This is a genomic window from Microcoleus sp. B3-D2 (assembly GCF_036705345.1).
Taxonomy (GTDB): Bacteria; Cyanobacteriota; Cyanobacteriia; order Cyanobacteriales; family Microcoleaceae; genus Microcoleus.
In genome coordinates, this window is the sequence record NZ_JAUBUG010000054.1 from 18,341 (window position 1) to 40,395 (window position 22,055).

At 47.8% G+C, this 22,055-nt stretch carries 10 protein-coding genes; 5 read left to right on the forward strand and 5 right to left on the reverse strand.

Annotation, left to right across the window (positions count from 1 at the left end; all coding sequences use genetic code 11):
* Positions 1 to 167: 167 nt before the first annotated feature.
* Positions 168 to 3,980, reverse strand: coding sequence for a glycoside hydrolase family 2 TIM barrel-domain containing protein (locus QUB14_RS19925; RefSeq protein WP_333214497.1), 3,813 nt, complete (start codon positions 3,978 to 3,980; stop codon positions 168 to 170).
* A 228-nt stretch (positions 3,981 to 4,208) separates the two neighbouring features.
* On the opposite strand from QUB14_RS19925, the gene QUB14_RS19930 reads away from it, so the two are divergent.
* The 3 genes from QUB14_RS19930 to QUB14_RS19940 all read left to right on the forward strand — a co-directional run bounded on the left by QUB14_RS19930 (position 4,209) and on the right by QUB14_RS19940 (position 15,676).
* Positions 4,209 to 9,716: a PAS domain S-box protein gene (locus QUB14_RS19930; RefSeq protein ID WP_333214495.1), complete on the forward strand. Its 5,508-nt coding sequence runs from the start codon at positions 4,209 to 4,211 to the stop codon at positions 9,714 to 9,716.
* A 401-nt stretch (positions 9,717 to 10,117) separates the two neighbouring features.
* Positions 10,118 to 14,248, forward strand: coding sequence for an ATP-binding protein (locus QUB14_RS19935; RefSeq protein ID WP_333214493.1), 4,131 nt, complete (start codon positions 10,118 to 10,120; stop codon positions 14,246 to 14,248).
* Between the two features lie 105 nt (positions 14,249 to 14,353).
* Positions 14,354 to 15,676: a response regulator gene (locus QUB14_RS19940; protein WP_333214491.1), complete on the forward strand. Its 1,323-nt coding sequence runs from the start codon at positions 14,354 to 14,356 to the stop codon at positions 15,674 to 15,676.
* 323 nt (positions 15,677 to 15,999) lie between these two features.
* Here QUB14_RS19940 and QUB14_RS19945 read toward each other — a convergent pair whose 3' ends face one another.
* Both QUB14_RS19945 and QUB14_RS19950 read right to left on the reverse strand, forming a co-directional pair.
* The gene (locus tag QUB14_RS19945) at positions 16,000 to 16,539 is read right to left on the reverse strand and encodes a GIY-YIG nuclease family protein (protein WP_190661320.1); all 540 of its coding nucleotides are present in this window, start codon (positions 16,537 to 16,539) and stop codon (positions 16,000 to 16,002) included.
* Between the two features lie 59 nt (positions 16,540 to 16,598).
* Positions 16,599 to 16,925 carry a hypothetical protein gene (locus QUB14_RS19950; RefSeq protein WP_333214689.1) on the reverse strand — a complete coding sequence of 109 codons (327 nt, stop codon included), beginning with the start codon at positions 16,923 to 16,925 and terminating at the stop codon, positions 16,599 to 16,601.
* A 229-nt stretch (positions 16,926 to 17,154) separates the two neighbouring features.
* Between QUB14_RS19950 and QUB14_RS19955 the strand changes: the two genes are divergently transcribed.
* Positions 17,155 to 17,955 (forward strand): hypothetical protein, encoded by an 801-nt coding sequence (locus QUB14_RS19955; protein ID WP_190661324.1) that lies wholly within the window; start codon positions 17,155 to 17,157, stop codon positions 17,953 to 17,955.
* Positions 17,956 to 18,049: 94 nt separating this feature from the next.
* Here QUB14_RS19955 and QUB14_RS19960 read toward each other — a convergent pair whose 3' ends face one another.
* Together QUB14_RS19960 and QUB14_RS19965 are read right to left on the reverse strand one after the other, a co-directional pair.
* Complete coding sequence (locus tag QUB14_RS19960; RefSeq protein WP_333214488.1) at positions 18,050 to 18,913, reverse strand: sulfite exporter TauE/SafE family protein; 864 nt, start codon at positions 18,911 to 18,913, stop codon at positions 18,050 to 18,052.
* Positions 18,914 to 18,993: 80 nt separating this feature from the next.
* Positions 18,994 to 19,836 carry a pentapeptide repeat-containing protein gene (locus QUB14_RS19965; protein WP_333214487.1) on the reverse strand — a complete coding sequence of 281 codons (843 nt, stop codon included), beginning with the start codon at positions 19,834 to 19,836 and terminating at the stop codon, positions 18,994 to 18,996.
* A gap of 418 nt (positions 19,837 to 20,254) precedes the next feature.
* On the opposite strand from QUB14_RS19965, the gene ilvD reads away from it, so the two are divergent.
* Complete coding sequence (ilvD, locus tag QUB14_RS19970; RefSeq protein WP_333214687.1) at positions 20,255 to 21,940, forward strand: dihydroxy-acid dehydratase; 1,686 nt, start codon at positions 20,255 to 20,257, stop codon at positions 21,938 to 21,940.
* Positions 21,941 to 22,055 lie beyond the last annotated feature (115 nt).

The following is a 22,055-nucleotide window of genomic DNA, read 5'->3' on the forward strand; positions in this document are numbered from 1 at the left end:
TATGAACCGGGCTCCAGAAACCGGGTTTTTTTACGAAAATACTTCGTTGCAAACCACAGATTTAGTAAAAAACCCGGTTTCTTCGATCGAAATGCGTCCCGGACTAAATTATTCATCTCTCTCTTCTCTTCGTCTGCGTCCTCTGTGCCCTCTGCGGTAAAAAACTTCTACCATCTATAATACCGATAAGGATCGTCCCCATTCTCAAAATCCGTCTTGTAATCCCAGTGATAAAACTCCCGACTCGAACCGTTAAACACAGAACCATCCGCCTTAAAACTAGCCCCTAAATTAGCCAAAATCTGAGCATTTGCCCTGGTTTGCCGCCAGCGAGTAAAACGCAAATAAGTCTTAGTATCAGCATTCAAACTGTCCGGTTCAATCTGAGAAAAAATCGCCACACCCTTGCCAACTTTTACCCGACTTAACAAACCGTCAGCACCGATTTCTCCCCCAGACTTAATCAACCAAGTATCATAAAAAGAGCGCGATCGCAAATCTGAGGCACTCACCCCCTTCACCTCATCCCAACTCGGAACCGCCAGCGAACCCCCAAAATCCTGCGCTTGCTGCAAACCTACGCCCAAACCCACAACAGGCACTTGACGCGGCAAGAAAAACGCCTTCCCGCCAGCATTCAAATAACCGCGCAAATCTGCATCTTTCAGATTCGCTTCTGTCCCCACAATGACCAAACCAACATCATTAGAAAGCGAACTACCGCGCTGATAAATTACCCCCAAACTGTCCAACTTTTGGGCGTCTCCATCTCCCCCAATTAAAACCACTTTATCCGGCTTTCCAACCACCGGAGAATTCATCCCGTAACTCACAATTTGTTGCACTAACTGCGCCGCCCCAGCATCTACAGAATAATGGTCTTCCAAATCCAACTCGTTTAAAATCAGCCGCCCTTTTCCGTAATCCAATTCCATCAGCGGCGAATAAGCTAAATCAAACTCAGATTCCAAAATGGGGCGCCAACCGCTGCGGTGCGGTTTCTCAATTGAAGCGCTACTGACACCGCCGCGATTTCCCCAACGCCAGCCGTACCAAGGTTTATTTGCCGGACTCAAATTAGGGCCAGTTTTGATCGTATCTGGATAAGCTTCAAGCAGCGTGCTTTCCCCAACCCAATCCCGCAAATCTTCACTGTCTAAACCGCTAATTGCGGGATGGTTGCTGTCAACTGGATAAGCGCGGCGGCTGACGTGGGCAGCAACCCGGAAACCCGTATTTTGCAGCCATTCCCTGCGCTGAGGAAACACAATTGCTTTGCCGCCGTTTCGGACAAAACTTTCTAAACTTCCCGGCAATTTTTCCCCGCTAGAAAACGCTTCCCTACCGATAATTAATAGCGATGAAACTTGGGAACCATTCCACGGTACAAGCTGATGACCTAATTGTTTTAACATTGCCGATGTTTTGCCCGCTGGATCGAAGATTGTCAGCGTATCCTTGCTTTTGGCTTGCTTGGGAAAAACGCGGAAAGCAAATGTATCAGAATGCGATCGATCGCCCACTCGCGCAGTCAAGCGTATTTCCCCGTCAGCCTTGCTAGAAATGGTATTTGGCAAATTTACGTCTATTGGTAAAAACAGCGTTGCTGCCGACTCAATCCTCCCTTTTTGCTCGCTTTTTTTTACTTCTTTCCCCCCCACCAAAACCCGCCACTTAAACGAAAATTCTTGCGCCGCCCGCGTATCATTAATTAACACTACTTGCTTTGCCAGTTTTCGGCCCACAAACAAATTGTGATCTTTCGCAGTAAAAACCGGGCTAGCACCAGCAATCCAAGCTAAAGTTGAGCTATTATTCTTCATAATTGCCTCCCCCCCAGGATGAACAGTGTAAGCTTCGGGCTGGTAATAATTCAAAAGATTATTCGAGACTTGCTTCAAATAAACTCCCCGGCGACCAGGTTGAAATGCCCCAATATCCACCTTATTTTTGCCAGCCTCGGAAACTTCCCAACCGTGTCCGTCATTCCAAGGAATCATCCCCCCAGACATTCCAAAAGTCCGCCAACTCCGCCAAGTATTTGTACTGAATAACTGCTGCAACTTTTGAAAAGCGGGTGCAAAATCCAACTCTTTTTTAAAATGCCAGCTTTGATACTCCTGACCATTGACGAATTGCTCGCGAATTTTAGCTTTATAAGCGGCAGTTTCCAACTCGTAAGCCTGCTTACCAAAATAAATTGCCGTAAACTCAGTCATCCAAGGTTCGCTGAGAATCGCCTGACCAAAACCTTTACGGGCCCGCATCATCGTTGCGTGCAAAGGAGTCCCAAACTCGACTGCCATGTAGGGTCTTTCCCCGGTTTTGCTCCACTCAGAAATCCACTCTTCCCGTTCTTGCAAGGGAATCATATTTAAATAAGAATTCAGCGCGTAAACATCGCCGAAGTTGGCGCCTTGGTGTACCATCACAGGTCTGGTTGGGTCTGCCGATTTAATAGTAGCTAAAGCGTCATTTCCTAGGGGAGTGTTAACCCGCAAACGCTGGTTTTCCGACGGACTGAGAGTTCCTTCTACTTTGCTTTTGCCGATGCGACGGGGATTTAGGTCGTCAGCGTTGCCGAAAAAATTAGGACTTGTCGCCCACATTAATACTGAGGGATGATTGCGGTAGCGGCGCATTTCAGTCACCATTCGGGCTTTCCAGCGGTTTTTCCACAGGGGGTTCTTCCACTTGCTGTTCCAAGCAATAGGACTAATGTCTAAAGCGGGAGCCATAATTGGAAAACCTTTGAGGTCTGCTCTTTCGGAAAATAACTCTCGGAAGTGCCACTTACCCCGTTCGTCGTGATTCCAAGGCCACATTTCTGTTATGTTAAAACCGGCTTTTACGTAGCCATCAATTAGCCTGTCAGAAACTTCTACTGTCCCGCCTTGCCAAGACTCGGAGTGCAAGTTTGGTCGCAGCCGAAATTCGGTTCCATTTAAGAAAAATTTGCGCCCTTCTATCCAAAATTCGCGGAAGCCAAAAGGTTGGTCGTATTGCGTGTTAATGCTGCTGCCTTTTACTTCTAATTGCAAGGTGTAAAGGTTTGGTTGGCCCACATCCCAAAGACGGGGATTTGGCCAATTCCACTGAACTTGTACGGTTTGAATGGGTTTAGCTTGAACCCGGGCAGTTCCGGTAAATTTTTGTTCGACTTTGCCTTTTTCGTCGAGCATTTGCGCGATTAATTCAACTTGACCGTTTTGGGCAACGTCTTTGAGTTCTACATCTAATTTAACTTGCTTTTTTCTGGTGGAAGTTTGGACGAATACGTCGCTAATCAGCGGGCCGGGGGGAAGGCTCAGAAGCCGTACCTCACCGATGATTCCCCGCGATTGCAAGTTGGCTTTTTCTGTGTAGATTTCTGTGGGGCCCATGATGACGGCTTTTTCCTTTTCATCGGATACTGCCACGACTAAAATAGATAGGGTGTTTTGACCTGGTTTTGCTACTTTGGTAATTTCAATAGTGCCGTAGGGCCATGGGATTTGACCGCAGTTAATGCCGTTGACAAAGATGACTGCATCTGTGCTGACTCTGGCTAAGTCGAGAAAAATTCGGCGGTTTGTCCAGTCGCCGGGAATGTCTATATTTCTCTGATACCAAGCTTTTGATAGTTGTTTACTGTTGAAGTTTTCCCAATCTTTGCCGCTGCCGCGAGTGATGATTCCGGGTACGGATTCGTTGTTTTCTTTTTGCCAGTCTCCAGGCACCGAAATGGAACCCCAATTTGGAGAGACGGGGGGGTTTTGGGGGTTGCCAACTGCGGGGACAAATTGCCAAGTTCCGTTGAGATAGATTTGGGATCGTTTGTTGTCGATCGCCCCGACGGCCAGGGTGGTAAGATTGGGGAAGCCGAGCGATATCGCTGAGCTGCTGCCTGCCTTGGAATATTGAAGCGCGTAACCCACGAATCCAAAGAGGGTGGCGGCTGCGAAAAATAACCCGATAATTTTTGCCAGCTTGTCATTCACTCGCTTATTGCTCCCAAAAATTAGATAATCTAATTTGCCCTGGATCTATGATAGCAGTTGATTCAGCACCAATCCCGCTGCCAATCTGTCTCTGGGAAGATGGCACGCGACCGACAAATGTGGTTTTGTAGAGAAAAAATAAATACTTAGTTTTAACTAAGTTTTAACGAGGTTGTTTCATCGACATAAGCAATAGTGCGATCGCGCCATCGCTACAGGTCAACAAAAATGAGTTGGTTTCAGGTCTTGGCCTCACCCATTACATCCTACAAAATTGCTCTATTTAGTGCCAGCACCGCTTTACTGCTGACAACTCTGTTACTGTTTTCCTTCCAGGCAGCTCCTGCAATCTTACTTTTGGCCGCTGCAATGGTTATCGCTTGGTATGCTGGCTTAAATTCCGCAGAACAAAAAGTAGAAATAGAACGTAAGATTATTTCCCAAATAGTTGACACCACAGCTTGCTTGATTGTAGTTCTCGACAGCCAAGGACGGATTGTCCGGTTTAACAAAGCTTGCGAAAAAACTACAGGCTACTCGGCAGCAGAAGTGGTCAATAAATATGTTTGGGATTTATTTTTGATTCCCGAAGAAATAGATCCAGTTAAAACAGTTTTTACCAAACTCAAGGTCGAAAATTTTCACAGCGAATATCAAAATTATTGGCGCACTAAAAATGGCGAGAAGCGCTTAATTTCTTGGTCTAATACTGTGACCATAAATGGCGAGGGCGTGGTGGAATATGTCATAGGAACTGGCATTGATATTACTGACCGCAAAGAAGCAGAAATAGCCCTGGCTTTATCCTACACTAAGCTAGAAAGCCGCGTCAAACAGCGCACAGCAGAACTAACAGTAGCTAAAGAAGCGCTGCAAGCTCAAGAAGAACGATTTCGCTGTTTAAGTTCCTGTTCGCCTGTCGGCATTTTTATGGCAGATTTTGAGGGGCGCTACACCTATGCAAACCCACGCTGTCAGGCTATTTGTGGCTTAAGTTTGACAGAACTTTTAGGAGACGGTTGGGAGAAGTGCATTCACCCGGAAGACAGCGATCGCGTATTGAGCCGATGGCTGGATTATACTCGGCAAGGTGGAGAATATGCGATCGAGTATCGCCTGCAAACACCAGATGGAATTGTGCGCTGGATTAACGTTTGTTCCTCGCCGATGTTCTCCGACTCCGGCGAACTCATAGGATACGTGGGCACGGTGAGAGATGTCACCGAAAGACAACAAGCGCAAGCGGCTTTGGCAAACAGCGAACAGCAACTGAGAACGCTGCTAGAACATACGCCAGATATCATTATCCGCGCTGACAAAGAGCTGCGTTATATTTATGTCAATCAAGCAGTTGAAAGAAGCCAAGGAAAACCAATTTCATTCTTCCTGGGTAAAACCAGTCAAGAAATAGGAATGCCGCCGGAAGTGTGCCAGATGTGGGATGAAACCCTGCACAAAGTGTTAGAAACAGGTCAAGAAGAAATTATCGAATTTCAGGCTTTCTCAATCAACGGTCTCCGAAGTTATCAATCCCACGTAGTTCCAGAATTTGACAAAAATGGCTTACCAGAATCAGCCTTAATTGTCGCCCGCGATATCACAGAAATAAAACTTGCGGAAACTCAAAGATTGCAGTTAACAATCGAGCAAACAGCGAGGGAAAAAGCGGAAATTGAACAGCAGCGCTCGGCATTTTTAGCAGAAGTCAGCAAAATGCTGGCTGATGCGTTTGACGGGGAAACCGTGCTGCAAAAGGTAGCAGAATTAGCAATAAATTCCATCGCCGACGGGTGCTGCATTCATTTGACCGAAACCGAGTCAAAAGTGCGGCTAGTGGCTGTGGCTCACGCAGAACCCTCCACGATTGATACTATTAATAGCTTCAAAATCCGCAGTTCGAGCGCGGAGAATGCTGTTAACGGCTATCCCCTGGTAATCCGCACCGGAACGTCCGAACTAATTGCCGAAGTGGATGAGGAAATTTTAGCAGCAGGAGCGGAAAATGCAGCAGAATTGGAAATACTTCGATCGCTCAATATCGGCTCTCACGCTTGCGTACCGCTGAAGGCTCGCGGGCGGGTAATGGGTTCCATCACTTGCTTTACCTCGAAGTTGGGCCGCCGCTACTGTGCAGAAGACATGGCAATGCTAGAAGATTTAGCATACCGCGTGGCGATCGCCCTAGACAACGCCAGACTTTACGCAGAAGCGCAGCAAGCACTATCTCAAACATCCGAATCCTTCGCCTTAATTGACTCGCTATTAGAAGCATCTCCCCTAGCGATTTGCTTTCTGGATCGCGAAATGCGTTTCATCCGTATCAATCAAGTTTTAGCCGAACTCCACGGTTTGCCCGCCGAACAGCATATTGGTAAAGACTTCCGCCAATTGTTGCCAGAAGGTGCCACCAAATTTGCGCCAATAATTCAGCAAGTTTTAGAAACCGGCCAGCCTGTTTTAAACCTAGAAATTAGCGGCGAACCTCCAGGAAAACCAGGCTATTTCGGCTACTGGCTCGCCAACTACTACCCAGTTAAAAATGAAAGAGGAGAAATAATCGGAGTCGGCATAATTATCACAGATATTACCGCAGCAAAACAAACAGAATTAGCTTTGCGGGAAAGCGAAATGCGCTTCCGCAGCGTGGTAGAATCTAACATGATCGGCATCGGTTTCTGGGATGCCAGCGGCGAAGTTACGGACGCTAACGACGCTTTGCTGGAAATGATCGGATATACCAGGGAAGACTTAGTTTCGGGACAGATACGCTGGCTCGAACTTACGGCGCCGGAAGATCGAGAACTCGATCGCATCGCCATGGCGCAAGTCGAAGCAGAAGGAAGTTGCGCGCCTTTTGAAAAAGAATATCTCCGCAAAGACGGCACGCGCTTCCCAGTTTTAGTCGGCGGCGGAAGCTTCCAAGGATGCAAAGACAAAGGAGCATTCTTCGTACTCGATATCACCGCTCGCAAACAAGCCCAAAATCAACTTCGAGAAAACGAAATACGCATTCGCCGCCAACTAGCAGAACTCGACTTAGTTTACAAAACCACACCAGTCGGGCTGTGCTTTGTCGATACCAATTTGCGCTACATCCGCTTGAACGAATGCCTCGCTGCGATCAACGGCCGATCGATCGCAGAGCACCTCGGGCGCACCGTTAGGGAAGTAATTCCCGAAATGGCCGATATGGTAGAGCGGATTTACCGCCAAGTGCTGGCGACGCAAACCCCCGTGCTCGACTTGGAAATTAAGGCCGCAACAAAGCAACACCCGGGAGTTTTGCGGGATTGGCAAATCAGCTTTTACCCAGTGAGCGATGAATCAGGAACACTGCTGGGAGTCAGCACTGTGGTAGCCGAAATCACCGATCGCAAACAAGCAAAACGAGTAATACAGCAAAGCGAAGGCATATTCCGGCGGCTGTTCGAGTCAAATATTTTCGGAGTCGCGATCGGCGATTTTAGCGGTCGCATCGCCTACGCCAACCAATCCCTGCTCAACATGGTCGGCTACACCCGCTCAGACTTGCTCTCGGGTAAAATGCGGTGGGACAGAATGACCCCCCCCGAATACCTGCACCTCGACGCCCTGGCGGCCGGGGAACTGCGGGCTAAGGGGGTCGCAACTCCTTTCAAGAAAGAGTACATCCGCAAAGATGGCAGCCGCGTGCCGCTTCTGATGGGGGGAACCACTCTGTGCCCGGAGAACGGCGAACCAGAGACGATCGTCGCATTCTTCATCGACTTGACCGAGATCTCCCGCGTGGAAGCAGAACTCAAAAACTATCAAGAACGGCTGCAAATCGCTCAGCAAGCAGGCAAAATCGGAACTTTTGAATGGAACGTCCAAACCTGCGAGGTCGCCTGTACGCCGGAGTTAGAGGCTTTGTACGGGATGCCGGCCGGCGGTATCGACAGCTATCAACGTTGGGTGGAAATGGTGCATCCAGACGATCGCGCTGTTACTCAAAAGCAGGTAAAGGCGGCGGTGGCTTCCGGGGAGGAATTAAACATTGAGTTCCGCATCTGCCGCCCGGACAAAAGCGTGGGCTGGATTGCTTGCAGGGCTAAGGTGTTTCAGGGCGATGGGGGTTTGCCTTTGCGGATGATCGGGGTGAACGTCGATATCAGCGCTCGCAAACAAGCAGAAGCAGCCCGATCGCACATCCATCAAACTTTAGAAGCCTTGATTCAGGCTTGTCCCCTAGCAGTTACCGTTTTGGACTGCGAGGACGGGACTGTGAAAATGTGGAACCCAGCCGCCGAGAGGATTTTTGGCTGGCCCGAATCAGAGGCGGTAGGTCAATTTATACCCAGCGTTCCCGCAGACAAGCGGGAGGAATTCACGGCTAATTTGAAAGGAATTCGCGAAGGACACGCGATCGCCGGCATGGAAACCCAGCGCCAAAGGAAAGACGGCAGCTCGATCGACATCAGTTTGTGGGCAACTCCAGTCCGCGACAGCAACGGCAATATCAACTGTATGTCGATCGTCGCCGACATCAGCGATCGCAAGCAAGTCGAGGCCCAACGCGCTCAGTTGCTCGATCGCGAACAAGTCGCGCGGGCGGAAGCAGAAGCTATCAGCCGCCGGAAAGACGAGTTTCTAGACTCTCTTTCCCACGAATTGCGAACGCCTATAAATGTGATTCAGGGGTGGGCACAGATCCTGCGCGCCCACCCCTACAACCAAGATAAATTAGCTTGCGGTTTGGAAGCCATCGAGCGTCAGTCGAAGGTGCAGATCCAGCTAGTGGAAGATTTGCTCGACGTTTCCCGGATTATTCAAGGCAAGTTGGCCCTGAAACCCGGCTGGTTCTACATGGTAAGGACGATCGAGGCGGCTCATAATTCAGTTCGTTTGGCAGCCGAGGCTAAGTCTGTCACCGTTTCGTTAGAACTTGACCCCGCAGTCGGCTTGATGTGGGGCGACGCCCAGAGGTTGCAGCAGGTAGTGTGGAATTTGCTGATTAACGCCGTGAAGTTTACGCCTTCGGGGGGAAATGTCGAACTGCGCTTGTCTGCGGTGGCTGTTAGCGATTCCTCATCACCCAATTACGTGCAAATTACTGTCAGCGATACCGGAAAGGGCATTCCTGCTGATTTTCTGCCCTACGTGTTCGATCGCTTCCGACAAGCAGACGCCTCGAAAACTAAGGCTGAGGGCGGTTTGGGACTGGGATTGGCGATCGTCGAGCACTTGGTACAACTCCACGGGGGTACTGTGACTGCGGAAAGTCCCGGTAAAGACCAGGGTGCGACATTTACGGTGACACTGCCACTCAAACAGCCTCGGAGTAAGCAGCCGCAGTTGAGAGGAGAAACGAAATCCAATCCAAGGCCTCCGGGTATGTTGGCTGGTTTAAAGGTGTTGGTAGTTGACGACGAACCCGACAACCGCGAGTTTTTGATGGTTGCCCTCGAACAGTGCGGGGCGACTGCGACTGCGGCTGCAACGGCTGCGGAGGCGATCGACATTTTACAGCAGTCGCCGCCGGATATTTTAGTTAGTGATATCGGTATGCCCGTTGAGGACGGCTACTGGCTGATCGGCAAAGTGCGATCGTCCGAATCAGACAAAATCAAGCGCTTGCCGGCCGTGGCGCTGACAGCTTATGCTAGCGAAGAAGACCGCGATCGGGCGATCGCCACTGGTTACAACGAACATTTAACAAAGCCGATCGAACCCGCTCTCTTCGCCACCGTTTTAGCCAAGTTAACAAATTTGCATTAGGGCGATCGGGTTCGATGAACACACAAATAATATCATTTCCGTTTGATTCGGATTTGTATGATGTTAAATCTTGTAGGGGCGGGTTCACCAATAATAATTGCCCATAATCTACAATCTCATAAACCCGCCCCCGCTGGCTTTTCATTAACGACATGATTGCCGGTACACACAAATAAATTAGAAAAGTTCTCACTGTTTTTGTAAGTAAAAATGAATCAAATGCCAAACAGCTAGAAACTGAACTGACAGAAGCAAATTTTCGCATCCGCGTCCAATCTTCGCTAGTAGTTGGCTATATTGAACTAGGCGGAAAATTTCACATTTTTTAGGGCGCGCCAATTGCCGGGAAAAGCACGCTACAGCAGTTAAAATACGATTATCAGCGCAATTGGTTTACACCCATGCCCATTTATCGCTTCAACCGCCTAACCGCCATTTTTTTTAGCAAGCTGCCACTGCGAACGGTTCTGATTGTTCCGTTGGTTTTGCAAACGGTAAGTGTTGTTGGGCTAGTGGGCTATCTTTCTTTCAAAAGTAGTCAGGAATCAGTCGAAGATGTAGCGCATCAGTTAATCGAACAAGTAGGAGAGCGAATTAGCGATCGCCTCACGGATAATAATGGACTGTCGGCAATCAATACCTTTCTGGCTGGGCTGCAATTCTCGGCTTCAGGACAAACTTTTATTATGGATCGATCGGGCAATCTGATTGCCACATCCACAGTAGAAACACCCTTGGTGGCGCCAGCAAAAAAGCAACCGACGCCATTGCTAGCCACCAACAGCAAGGATGCCCGAACGCGAGATATTGCTCGACAACTCGCCAACCGATTTGGCAACTTCCGCACGCTGCAAACAACCCAGAAATTTACCCTGGCGAGCAAGGGCGATAGGCAGTTTGTCCGCGTCACTCCCTATCGAGATGTCCGTGGTTTGGATTGGTTAATTGTGGTGGTGGTGCCAGAGTCTGATTTCACGGCTCCAATTCAAGCAAATACGCGCAACACATTGTGGTTGTTGGCCGGTACACTGCCGCTGGCGATCGCGATCGGATTGTTGACTTCCCGTTGGGTGACAAAGCCAATTATGCGCTTGAATACCGCTGCCAAAAATGTTGCCAAAGGAAAATGGGATCGACCTTTAGAAATTAGACGCTTGGATGAAGTCGGAGCTCTCGCCAATTCCTTCAATTTTATGGCAGCGCAACTGCAACAGGCTTTTGCAGACAAAAACTCTTTACATGAAGCTTTAGCGCACAGCGAGAGCCAACTCAAGCAATTTATCGAAGCCATACCTGCGGGAGTATCTATCCACGATGCTTCGGGTAAAGTCGTGTACTTCAACCAAACTGCCAAGCATTGGCTCGGCGTAGAAACTATTCCCGATGCGACTTTAGAAGAAGCAGTAGAAGTTTATCAAATCTACCGCCAAAACCAGCTTTATCCCACTGAAGAACTGCCCGCATTCCGAGCACTGCGCGGTGAAACGGTATTCCTTGAAGATGTAGAACTTTATCGAGATGGGAAATTTATTCCTTTTGAGGTGCGCGCCACACCAATTTTTGACGAAGGCGGAAACATTATTTATGCCATCAATGCTTTTTATAACATCGCACAGCGCAAACACTCTGAAAAAATATTAACTGACTACAATCGCACTTTAGCAGCCGAAGTTTCAGAACGTAGCTGCGCCTTAGCTGGTGCTAACGAACTATTACAACATGAAATTGCCGATCGCAAATTGCTCGAACAAAAACTTTACACTTCTGCCGAGCAAGTTGTAAAAATATTCGAGTCGATAACCGATGTTGTCTTGATTTTTAATCAAACCGAGAAAAGCATCCAAATTATACCTACAAAGGGTATTGGTCAATACAACTATGAGACAAATCAGATCGACTCCATCATCGAACAATTATTTCACGAGGAAAGGGAGGAGATTTATTTCGCTCAAGTTCAACAGGCATTGGAAACCCAACAAACTATTAGTTTCGATTACAGTCTGCGGATTAATAACAAAGAAGTTTGGTTTGCTGCTAAAATTTCGCCGCTGTCCGATAGCTCCGCTGTTTGGGTAGCCCGCGACATTAGCGATCGCCAGTTTGCCGAAGCCCGGCTGCTGGAAGCCCAAAAAATTGCCCGTATTGGCAGTTGGGAACACGATATCGCCACAGCAACAACCACTTGGAGTGAAGAACTATATCGCATTTACGAGCTCGATCCGACTCAAAAACCGCTCCCAACCGAACAATTAATCGAGCGTTTTCATCCAGAAGATCGATCGCGCTATCTGACAATGGTGCGCGAGCAAGCTATGTCGGGGCAAAGCTTTGAAATTGATTTGCGGCTGATGCGAAGAGATGGCTCGCTCAGTTACATAGAAGTTCGAGGGAAACCGGTTTATGATGAAAAAGGGCAGTTGCTCCGTTTGTTCGGCACTGTTTTGGATATTAGCGAGCGCAAACAAGCCGAGTCAGCTTTGCGAGAAAGCGCCCAGGGAGAACAAGCCATCGCCCGATCGATCGAGCGCATCCGTCAATCCTTAGATATTGACACAATATTCAAAACCACAACCTCTGAACTGCGACAAACCCTAAAATGCGATCGTGTCGGTATCTATCGCTTTAATCCTGATTGGAGCGGGGAATTTGTTGCCGAATCAATGGCTCCCGGCTGGGTATCTCTGATGCAACAAACCGACGATTGTAATGTGCCAAGCACTCTCGTCGAACACTCTCGCTGTACCGTGAAAACTATGCAAGCCGGCGGTACACCAGTGCTGGATACCTATCTACAAAAAAATCAAGGCGGTATGTACGCTAGAGGCGTTCCTTACCGCATAATTGAAGACATATACAGCGCTGGGTTGAGTCCTTGTTACCTAGAACTGTTAAAACAATTTCAAGCTAGATCCTACGTTATTTTTCCCATATTTTGCGGCAGTCAACTTTGGGGTTTGCTCGCCAGCTATCAAAATTCTGGACCCCGCACTTGGCGCGAAGGTGAAATCAATATTGGGCTGCAAATTAGCACTCAACTGGGAGTCGCCTTACAACAAGCTCAATTGCTCGAAGCGACTCAACAGCAAGCAGTACAGCTTCAACAAGCCGCGTGGGCCGCAGAAGCTGCCAACCTTGCCAAAAGCACTTTCCTGGCGAATATGAGCCACGAACTTCGCACCCCGCTAAACGCAATTCTGGGATTCTCGCAATTGATGCAGCGCTCTACCAACCTGAATCACGAACAACAGGAAAATATCCGCATCATCAACCGCAGCGGAGAACACTTGCTCGCTCTAATCAATCAAATATTAGATTTAGCGAAAATAGAGGCGGGACGCATGACAATCAACCCAACAGACTTTCAATTAAGGAGCCTGTTGAACGATGTGCAAGAGATGTTTCAACTCCAGGCAATGGAGCAACAATTGCAGTTAATATTTGACTGCTCTAGCGAAGTCCCCGAATACGTGCAAACCGATCAACTTAAGTTGCGCCAAGTCTTAATCAATCTCCTCTCTAACGCCATTAAGTTTACGAAAGAAGGAGAAATTAGGGTAAGAGTAAGTGCGGTTAGGGAGGGGAAAGATCAGCAATTACCAATCAGTAATTACCAATTACATTTTGAAATAGAAGACACTGGCTCCGGCATAGCTGCTGATGAGTTAGATAAACTTTTTCAAACCTTTGTGCAAACCAAAACAGGAACAAAATCTCAGCAAGGAACAGGCTTGGGACTGGCTATCAGCCAACAGTTTGTCAACCTGATGGGCGGCCTGATTACTGTACGCAGTGAAGTAGGACGCGGCACCACCTTCGCGTTTGATATTCCCGTCAGCGCCGTTGATGCCCCGGCGACTCAACCCGTAGAGCCACCGCGTCGGGTGATAGCGCTGGAAGGCAACCAGCCGCGCTATCGTATTTTGATTGTGGACGATCGATCGGACAACCGCCAACTGCTGATCAAACTCCTCGCTGCCTTTAACTTTGAACTCCAAGAAGCCACCAACGGCATAGAAGCTATTGAAATGTGGTCGAGTTTTGAGCCACACTTAATTTTTATGGATATGTGGATGCCCGTGATGGATGGAGATGAAGCGACCAAACGCATTAAAGCCACCGTTAAAGGTCAAGCTACGGCAATTATTGCCGTGAGTGCCGGTAACGCCGAGGAAGCGCAAACCGTTACTGTATCAGATGATTGCGATGACTTTATCCACAAACCCTTTCGAGATACAGAAATTTTTGCCACCCTGCACAAACATCTGGGAGTGCGTTACATTTACGGTGAACCGGAGAGTGTGCCCGAGTCAACTCAAATCGAGGCTCCAACTCCAGAGAGTCTGGCAGCTTTACCCGCAGATTGGCTGGCAGCTTTAGAGAAAGCCACAATTGAGTGCGATTTAGAGTTAATTCTGATCCAAATTGAGCAAATTCGCGATCGCAATGACGCTTTAGCAAGCGCTCTAGCCGCATTGGCTAACGAGTTTCAGTTCAATCAAATACTAGCTCTCATCCATCCCGAACCAAAATAATAAGGATATGAGATAGGTTTGTAGTGAGTACGATCGTCCGAGGGGGTTTTATGAGGGCGATCGTACTCACTACAAACCTATAAAGGTTATTTTACGGAACTAAATATGAATTCCGAACCAACTCCCGCCTTAAAAGGGAATATTTTAATTGTTGATGATATTCCGGCTAATTTGCAACTTTTAGCTCAAATACTCTCGCAGCAAGGGTACAAAACACGCACCGCACCCGACGGCAAACTAGCGCTGCGGTCGATCGAGTTAACTCCTCCTGACTTGATTTTGCTCGACATCATGATGCCCGGTATGGACGGCTACAAAGTCTGCCAAGCATTGAAAGCTTCTCCCACAACCAAAGATATTCCAGTTATTTTTATCAGTGCTTTAAATGAAGTGTTTGATAAAGTCACAGCTTTTGAAGTTGGTGGTATAGATTATATCACAAAACCGTTTCACGAACAAGAAGTTTTGGCCCGCGTTTCAAATCAACTCGTGCAGCGCCAGTTGTTCCAACAAACACAATCCTATGCCAAGGAACTCGAACAAACCGTAACTGAACTAAAGAAAACTCAAGCTCAGTTAATACAGAAGGAAAAAATGGCTTCTTTAGGTCAGCTAGCGGCAGGAATTGCTCACGAAATCAACAATCCCGTCAGCTTTATCTACGGTAATATTGCTCTAGCGGCGGACTATGCGCGAGATTTGCTTCGCCTCGTCGAATTGTACCGACATTACTACCCCCACCCCGTTGCAGAAATTATCGGCGAATTGGATGAGATTCAACCCGAATTCATCGCAGAGGATTATCCAAAACTGCTGAATTCGATGACAGAGGGTGCTTCTCGGATTAGCGAGATTGTAATGTCTTTGCGGAAATTCACCCGCCTTGGCGAACAAAAGTACAAGCCAGTGGATATTCATGAAGGCATTGACAATACTTTAGTTATTTTGCAGCACCGATTGAAGGGAGCAAACAAAGCTGGCGAGATAGAGGTGATTAAACACTACAGCCAACTGCCAAGAGTCACCTGTTACGCCAGTGAGTTAAATCAGGTGTTCATGAACCTGCTAAGTAATGCTATTGATGCCCTGGAAACTCAACCTTCTCCCCGAAAAATTACCATCAGCACTTCAGTAGGTTTTGAGTCAGAATCGGCCCTGCACAATCAAGACTCCAAATTAGCCGCTCAAAACTATAAATCCGTTGTGATTAACATTGCCGATAACGGTTGTGGGATGAGTGAGGAAGTGCGCCACCAGATATTTGACCCATTTTTTACTACGAAGCCTGTAGGCCGCGGTACTGGATTAGGGTTGGCAATCAGTCACGATATTGTAGTGGAAAAACATCGAGGTCAAATCAGTTGTATTTCTGCTCCAGGTCGAGGAACCGAGTTAATTTTGCAGATTCCGATATCTGTTAAATTTTAATAAATTTTAACCTTTTAAAATTTAATCAGACCCAGAGAATATATCACATAGATTGTACGCGAGCATCTGTTTAAGGTAAAACCGATAGTCTGTCAGTCCGTCAGGGGTTGAAACCCCTGCCTCAAAGCGAAAGTCCTCTAAAAGAGGACTGAATAATTTATTAGTCCTCTTTTAGAGGACTTTTGCTATAAGCCCCGTGGAATTCATTCCCTGGCGGAGTGCCGGGTGAGCGGGAGGACTGTTTCATTTTATTGCCAGAGGATTTGATAGGAATCCTCATTACAAACAGGGGCTGATTGTGGGAAATTGACCATAGAACGTATTTACTTTAAATCCAGCAATCCGCTAGTTTTTAGCTTGGGATTAAACCGGATTTCTTCAGTTACGCCGCGAGCTTTCAACAGCGAGAAAATTTCATTTTCCACGCGCCGCGCTACATTTTTCAACAATTTATCTTTGGCAATTTCATCGGCAAAGATACCTTCATAATTTGCTACTTCTTCGGTAGTCATCACAGTTTTAGTGTCGATGGGATCGTTCCACTTGGCAGCATCGGCACCGTTACCCTGGGGTTGGGAACCGTTTTCGGCAATCCAACTTTCTCTAATGCTTTCTAGAATAGTGCGGCTGGGCTTGTCAATAGTTTGGACTTTCAGCCAGTAGCAATATTGGGTTTGGCGTACCAAATGCTGTTTGAGGCTGAGGTAAATGTCGCGAGAATAGCCGACAAATTGCAGGACTTTCTCGCTATCAAAAATCGCGTAAACGCCGATTTTTCCCTGAACAAAATCAGGCAATTTCCCCTCGGAGTCTATGTATGGGATGAATTCTAAGCTGGCGAGAGATTGAATGTCTTCTGTCATCCGATTTTAGATTTTAGATTTTAGATTTTAGATTTAACCACAGATTAACCAGCCTTTACCTAACTCTTAAAAACTCGATAAACGGCACAGAGGCGGCTGGGTTTAAATATTTTGGCTTGGAACATGAAATTAGGCGGGACGTTGACGATCGCAAAATCGCTCGATTGATGATACTTTTCAAATTCCGCAGGCATTCCCTTCGGCGTCTCGCTGCTGTAAGGGACTGGCTGAAAAAGTAACTCGGCAAACTCAATGCGCGAGCATTGCAATTGTAGCGCTACTTGTTTGACAAAGCTTTCACCGGTTAACAAACCGAACAGTGCCGTTTTAGCCTCGGGTTCGAGGACAAAACTGCTATCGTAGCTTTCAATAATCTTGAGACCCATTTTCTGTAGACTCCTGACAGACGGCGGTGAATGGTTATCGGTTAAGTGTTGAGCGATCGACTTAACCCTGAATTTTACCTGAGATTGACCGTTTTGAAGGCAGAAGGTATTCGGCACGAGGTCAATAAAAATACCACAATCAGGAAATTTTGACAAATAGCCCTGATTTATTTGCCGATCGCTTTTATCATGTCCCTATCGCCATCTATCCGACTACGACTAAAAGGCTATGCAGAAGATTGAAAAAGCATCATTCCCAGCTTTGAGAAGTGCCCCGAACCAGCCGGACTGGCTAGAATTGGCAGAATACGCCTCTGTGGCTGGTTCAGCAATTGGCACGATTACTGCTGTATTGTCGGGCCAAATTCTCTACGCTGCCGCCCCCTTAACCGCAGCACTCTCGCTAAATCTCGCCAATCGCCAGCGTTTCGAGCAACAAATGCAACAAAAGGCAAATTCTGCCATCGCGGACGTACAGGCCGCAGTAGAACCTCGATCGCAGCAAGTTCAGATACTACCTGGAGAACCTGCAGAACTCTACACCGCCGTCTCCGACTTGCAGCAGAAACTCCTCGGCTTGGAATCCGGCGTCATCGCCGAGGTACAAGCTGCCGTAGCCTCCCTCGAACGCCAAGCGCAGGCGCTTCCGGCAGATTCTCAGGATTTCAACACGCAACTGTCGGATTTGCAGCAGAAAGTCCGCCTTTTGGAAAATAGCGCCCTGAGAGAGCATGATTGGGAAAATGTCAACGTCCGATTTTTATTGATGGGCGAAAAGTTAACTGAAGTTAAAACTATTACGGCTCAGTTACAGGAGCGATCGAACGAAGTAGACTTGGATCAAATCCAAGGTTCTCTGAAGCAATTGCAGGATTTGCTCGATCGACCCACAATAGACACAGGGATGTTGCAAACCGAGATTCAGCATTTGCAGCAGCAAGTTTCCGAGTTGCAGAGGCAAAATCAAGAAATTGTCAAGCCTTATTTGCAGCGTCTGACTCGTGCCGTGAAGAAACTATCAGCAAATTAGTCTTACTTATTCGTTTTTCGTAGGGTGCTGCGCGGGTACCTTCCGGGATTTTTTTGTAGGGGGCTCTTCTGCCGCGCACCTTACCAATTACCAATTACCCGTTACTAAATTTTTGCCAAGCTTGCCAGAAAACATAAATCGATAAGATTGCCAAGAGCGATCGAAAAGCTAAACTAACAATACGATCGGGCAATCTCGGCAAAAACCGCGTGCTCACCTGCGCGCCCAACAAACCGCCGCCCCCCAGAATTAACCCCACAACCCACAAAACATTCCCGCGCGCCGCGTGTCCCGCCGTCGCCGAAATAGCCGTGATGACGATGACGCCCAAGCTGGTTTGAATTGCGGTTTTAATGCTTTCTCCTAACAGCAAAATTTGCAGGGGAACCATAATTACGCCGCCGCCTACGCCAAACAAACCCGCTAATAAACCCGCAGCACTGCCGGTAGCAATTTTAGCAAAAGTTGGATTGAATAAAATATTTGAATTATTGGATGATTCGTGATTGGTAATTGGTAATTGAGCCTTGTCTCCTTGTCCCGCTTCTCCTCTTAGTTCCTCTTGTTCTGATTCCGCTTTCTTCTTAGCTGTCAGCCTCTTGCGAACTTCAATCAAATAAATATTGAGCCACAGCAACAACCCAAAAGTAAGTAACAGCAAGTAAGGCGGAAATATCCCCGCCAAATAAGCACCGATTTGTGCGGTAATTACGGCTGGAAATCCGATGCCTGCGACTTGGCTCAAGCTGAGGTAGCCCATGCGCCAATTCTGGATGCTGCCAGAAATAGCTGTAATGACGATCGACAAACCGCTAGTAGCAACCGCTTGTACCGGGGCGTACTTGAGAGCAACCAACAAAGGTACGAGCACCGTACCGCCACCGATACCCAAAAATCCAGCTAGAATTCCGGCAAAAATTCCTGCAGCACCGAGAATCAATAATTCAGTGATAGTCATTAGTTATTAATCAACAGTTAACAGTTAACAGTCAACAGTCAACAGTCAACAGTCAACAGTTAACAGTTAACAATCAAATTTTAAGAATCATTAGTCGTGCCGTCCGGCATAATTGCCCGCCTCAAATCTGCATCGCGGAAGTTAGTTCGATTGAGATTAGCGTCAATCAAAACCGCTTCCAACAAAACAGCCCCGCTAAAATTAGACCAGCACAGCTTGGCACGGTACAAATTAGCACCGCTCAAATTAGCTTTTGCTAGCGTTGACCAACTCACATTAGCAACTCTCAAATTAGCATTGCTCAGATTAGCTTCGCTCAGATTAGCTCCCACCATCGTTACTTGGCGCAAGTCTGCACCAGTCAGGTTAGCCCCGCTGAGCATCGCCCCGCTGAGAATTGCCTGATTCAGGTTAGCTCTTTCTAAAAGCGACTGGCTAAGAATGGCATTTGTCAGGTTTACCGCTTTGAGAGTTGACCAACTCAAATTTGCCTTCATCAAATTAATGCGAATCATGCTAGCGTCGGTTAAGTTGGCCGCAAACAAATTCGCTTCGGTAAAGTTGGCTTCGGTCAAATTAGCTTCGGTCAAATTAGCCTTGGTCATGTTGACTTCTCTGGCCATTGAGCCGCGCAGGTTGGCTCCCATCAGGTTAGCCCCGCTGAGATTGGCGCGGCTCAAATCGGTACCGATGAGATTTGCTTCGCTGAGGTTGGCTTCCGTCAAGTCCACCCCTGCCAATTTCACCTCGCGCAAGTTCGCTCCCGTCAGGTTAGCGCCTTTGAGGTTTGCGTCTTGGAAATTCGATCTGGTAAAGTTAGCCTCGCTGAGGTTTACCCCTTTTAAGTCGGCCCCGACGAGGTTAATCTCTCGAAAATTTCTTTCTCCGGCCGCATATTGCCTCAGAATTCGATCGGCCTCCATGTCATTCGCCTCGCAATTTTTTTAAACGTTAGAGTGATGGGTGTTACCACATCATCCCAGATAACCACGGTATTCACTCTGCACGCTGTAGTATCTGTAGAATCTTTGCACGGCTTTCCGGGCACTGCTGTGCCGCTGCCTCCTAAAAGGTCTGACAAATATCAAAGCTTCTGAGAAAATCAACAATAGGGTAAAACTCTCGGCGCTCGACACTGAGTCAGTCGATTTTAGATTTTAGATTTTAGATTTGCTCCACAGATTCATCTGGGAGCCGGAACTTTGGTCTAAAATTATGGGCTCACCACGACGATTATCGGAAACTTGTATTCGTTTTTGGGCGAGCTGGCAGTTGACAACTGACAACTGTCAACTGTCAACTGTCAACGGTCAACTGTCAACAGACAAAGGAAATTTTAAAATGCCTGAAAATTTGAGAAGCCAAGCTGTGACTGGGGGCGTGCAGCGCGCGCCCAACCGAGCAATGCTGCGGGCAGTCGGTTTTGGTGACGGCGATTTCACTAAGCCTATTGTGGGGATTGCCAACGGGTACAGCACGATTACGCCCTGCAATATGGGATTGAACGAGCTCGCTTTGCGGGCCACTGCGGGTGCAAGGGAAGCTGGGGCGATGCCGCAGATGTTCGGTACGATTACTATCAGCGACGGGATATCGATGGGAACTCAAGGGATGAAATATTCTCTGGTGTCGAGAGATGTAATTGCTGATTCCATCGAAACTGTTTGCAACGGCCAAAGTATGGACGGGGTGCTGGCTGTCGGCGGTTGCGATAAAAATATGCCGGGGGCGATGATTGCGATCGCCCGCATGAACATTCCTGCTATTTTTGTTTACGGCGGCACGATCAAACCGGGACACCACAACGGACAGGATTTAACCGTTGTCAGCGCTTTTGAAGCAGTCGGTCAATTCAGCGCGGGCAAAATTGACCAAACAGAACTCAATGCAGTGGAACAGAATGCTTGTCCGGGTGCGGGTTCTTGTGGCGGAATGTTCACAGCAAATACCATGTCGAGTGCTTTTGAAGCAATGGGCATGAGTTTGCCTTATTCTTCGACAATGGCTGCTGAGGATGCCGAAAAAGCTGACAGCGCTGCCGAATCTGCAAAAGTTGTCGTGGAAGCGATCCGCAAACAGTTGTTACCGAGCCAAATTTTGACTCGCAAGGCCTTTGAAAATGCGATCGCGGTAATCATGGCAGTCGGCGGTTCAACCAATGCTGTGCTGCATTTATTAGCCATTTCCAATGCGATCGGCGTTGAGTTGTCCCTCGACGATTTTGAAACTATTCGAGCAAAAGTGCCCGTGCTGTGCGACCTCAAACCCAGCGGCAAATACGTAGCAACCGATTTGCACAAAGCCGGCGGCATTCCCCAAGTAATGAAAATCCTGCTAGAACAGGGTTTGCTGCACCCAGACGCGCTGACAATTACCGGTCAAACTCTTGCGGAAGTGTTAGCAGATATTCCAGCCGAACCCCGCACCGACCAAGATGTCATCCGCCCTTGGAACAACCCGATTTACGCCCAAGGACATTTAGCAATTCTCAGGGGAAATCTGGCAACAGAAGGAGCAGTTGCTAAAATTACTGGCGTTAAAAAAGCGCAAATTACTGGCCCGGCGCGGGTATTTGAATCTGAAGAAAATTGTTTGGAGGCAATTTTAGCGGGCAAAATTCAAGCCGGAGATGTGATTGTCGTCCGCTACGAAGGGCCCAAAGGCGGGCCGGGAATGCGCGAAATGTTAGCCCCAACTTCGGCAATTATTGGCGCCGGTTTGGGGGATTCTGTCGGGTTAATTACTGACGGTCGCTTCTCTGGCGGAACTTACGGCATGGTTGTCGGTCACGTTGCACCCGAAGCACAAGTTGGCGGGACAATTGCTTTGGTACAAGAGGGCGATTCAATTACGATTGATGCTCAAAATCGCTTGTTGCAGCTCAATGTTTCTGATGCAGAATTGGAGCAGCGGCGGGCTCTTTGGCAGCCTCCTAAACCTCGCTATACTAAGGGCGTTTTGGCTAAATACGCTAAGTTGGTTTCTTCTAGCAGTCTCGGTGCTGTGACTGATTTGGGTTTGGGTTAAAGTAGGAATTTTTTTAACCGCCGATGAAGCCAGATAAACGCAGATGAACGCAGATAGGATTTTATCTGCGTTCATCTGTGTCCATCCGCTGATATCTGCGGTTAAAAAATCCCAA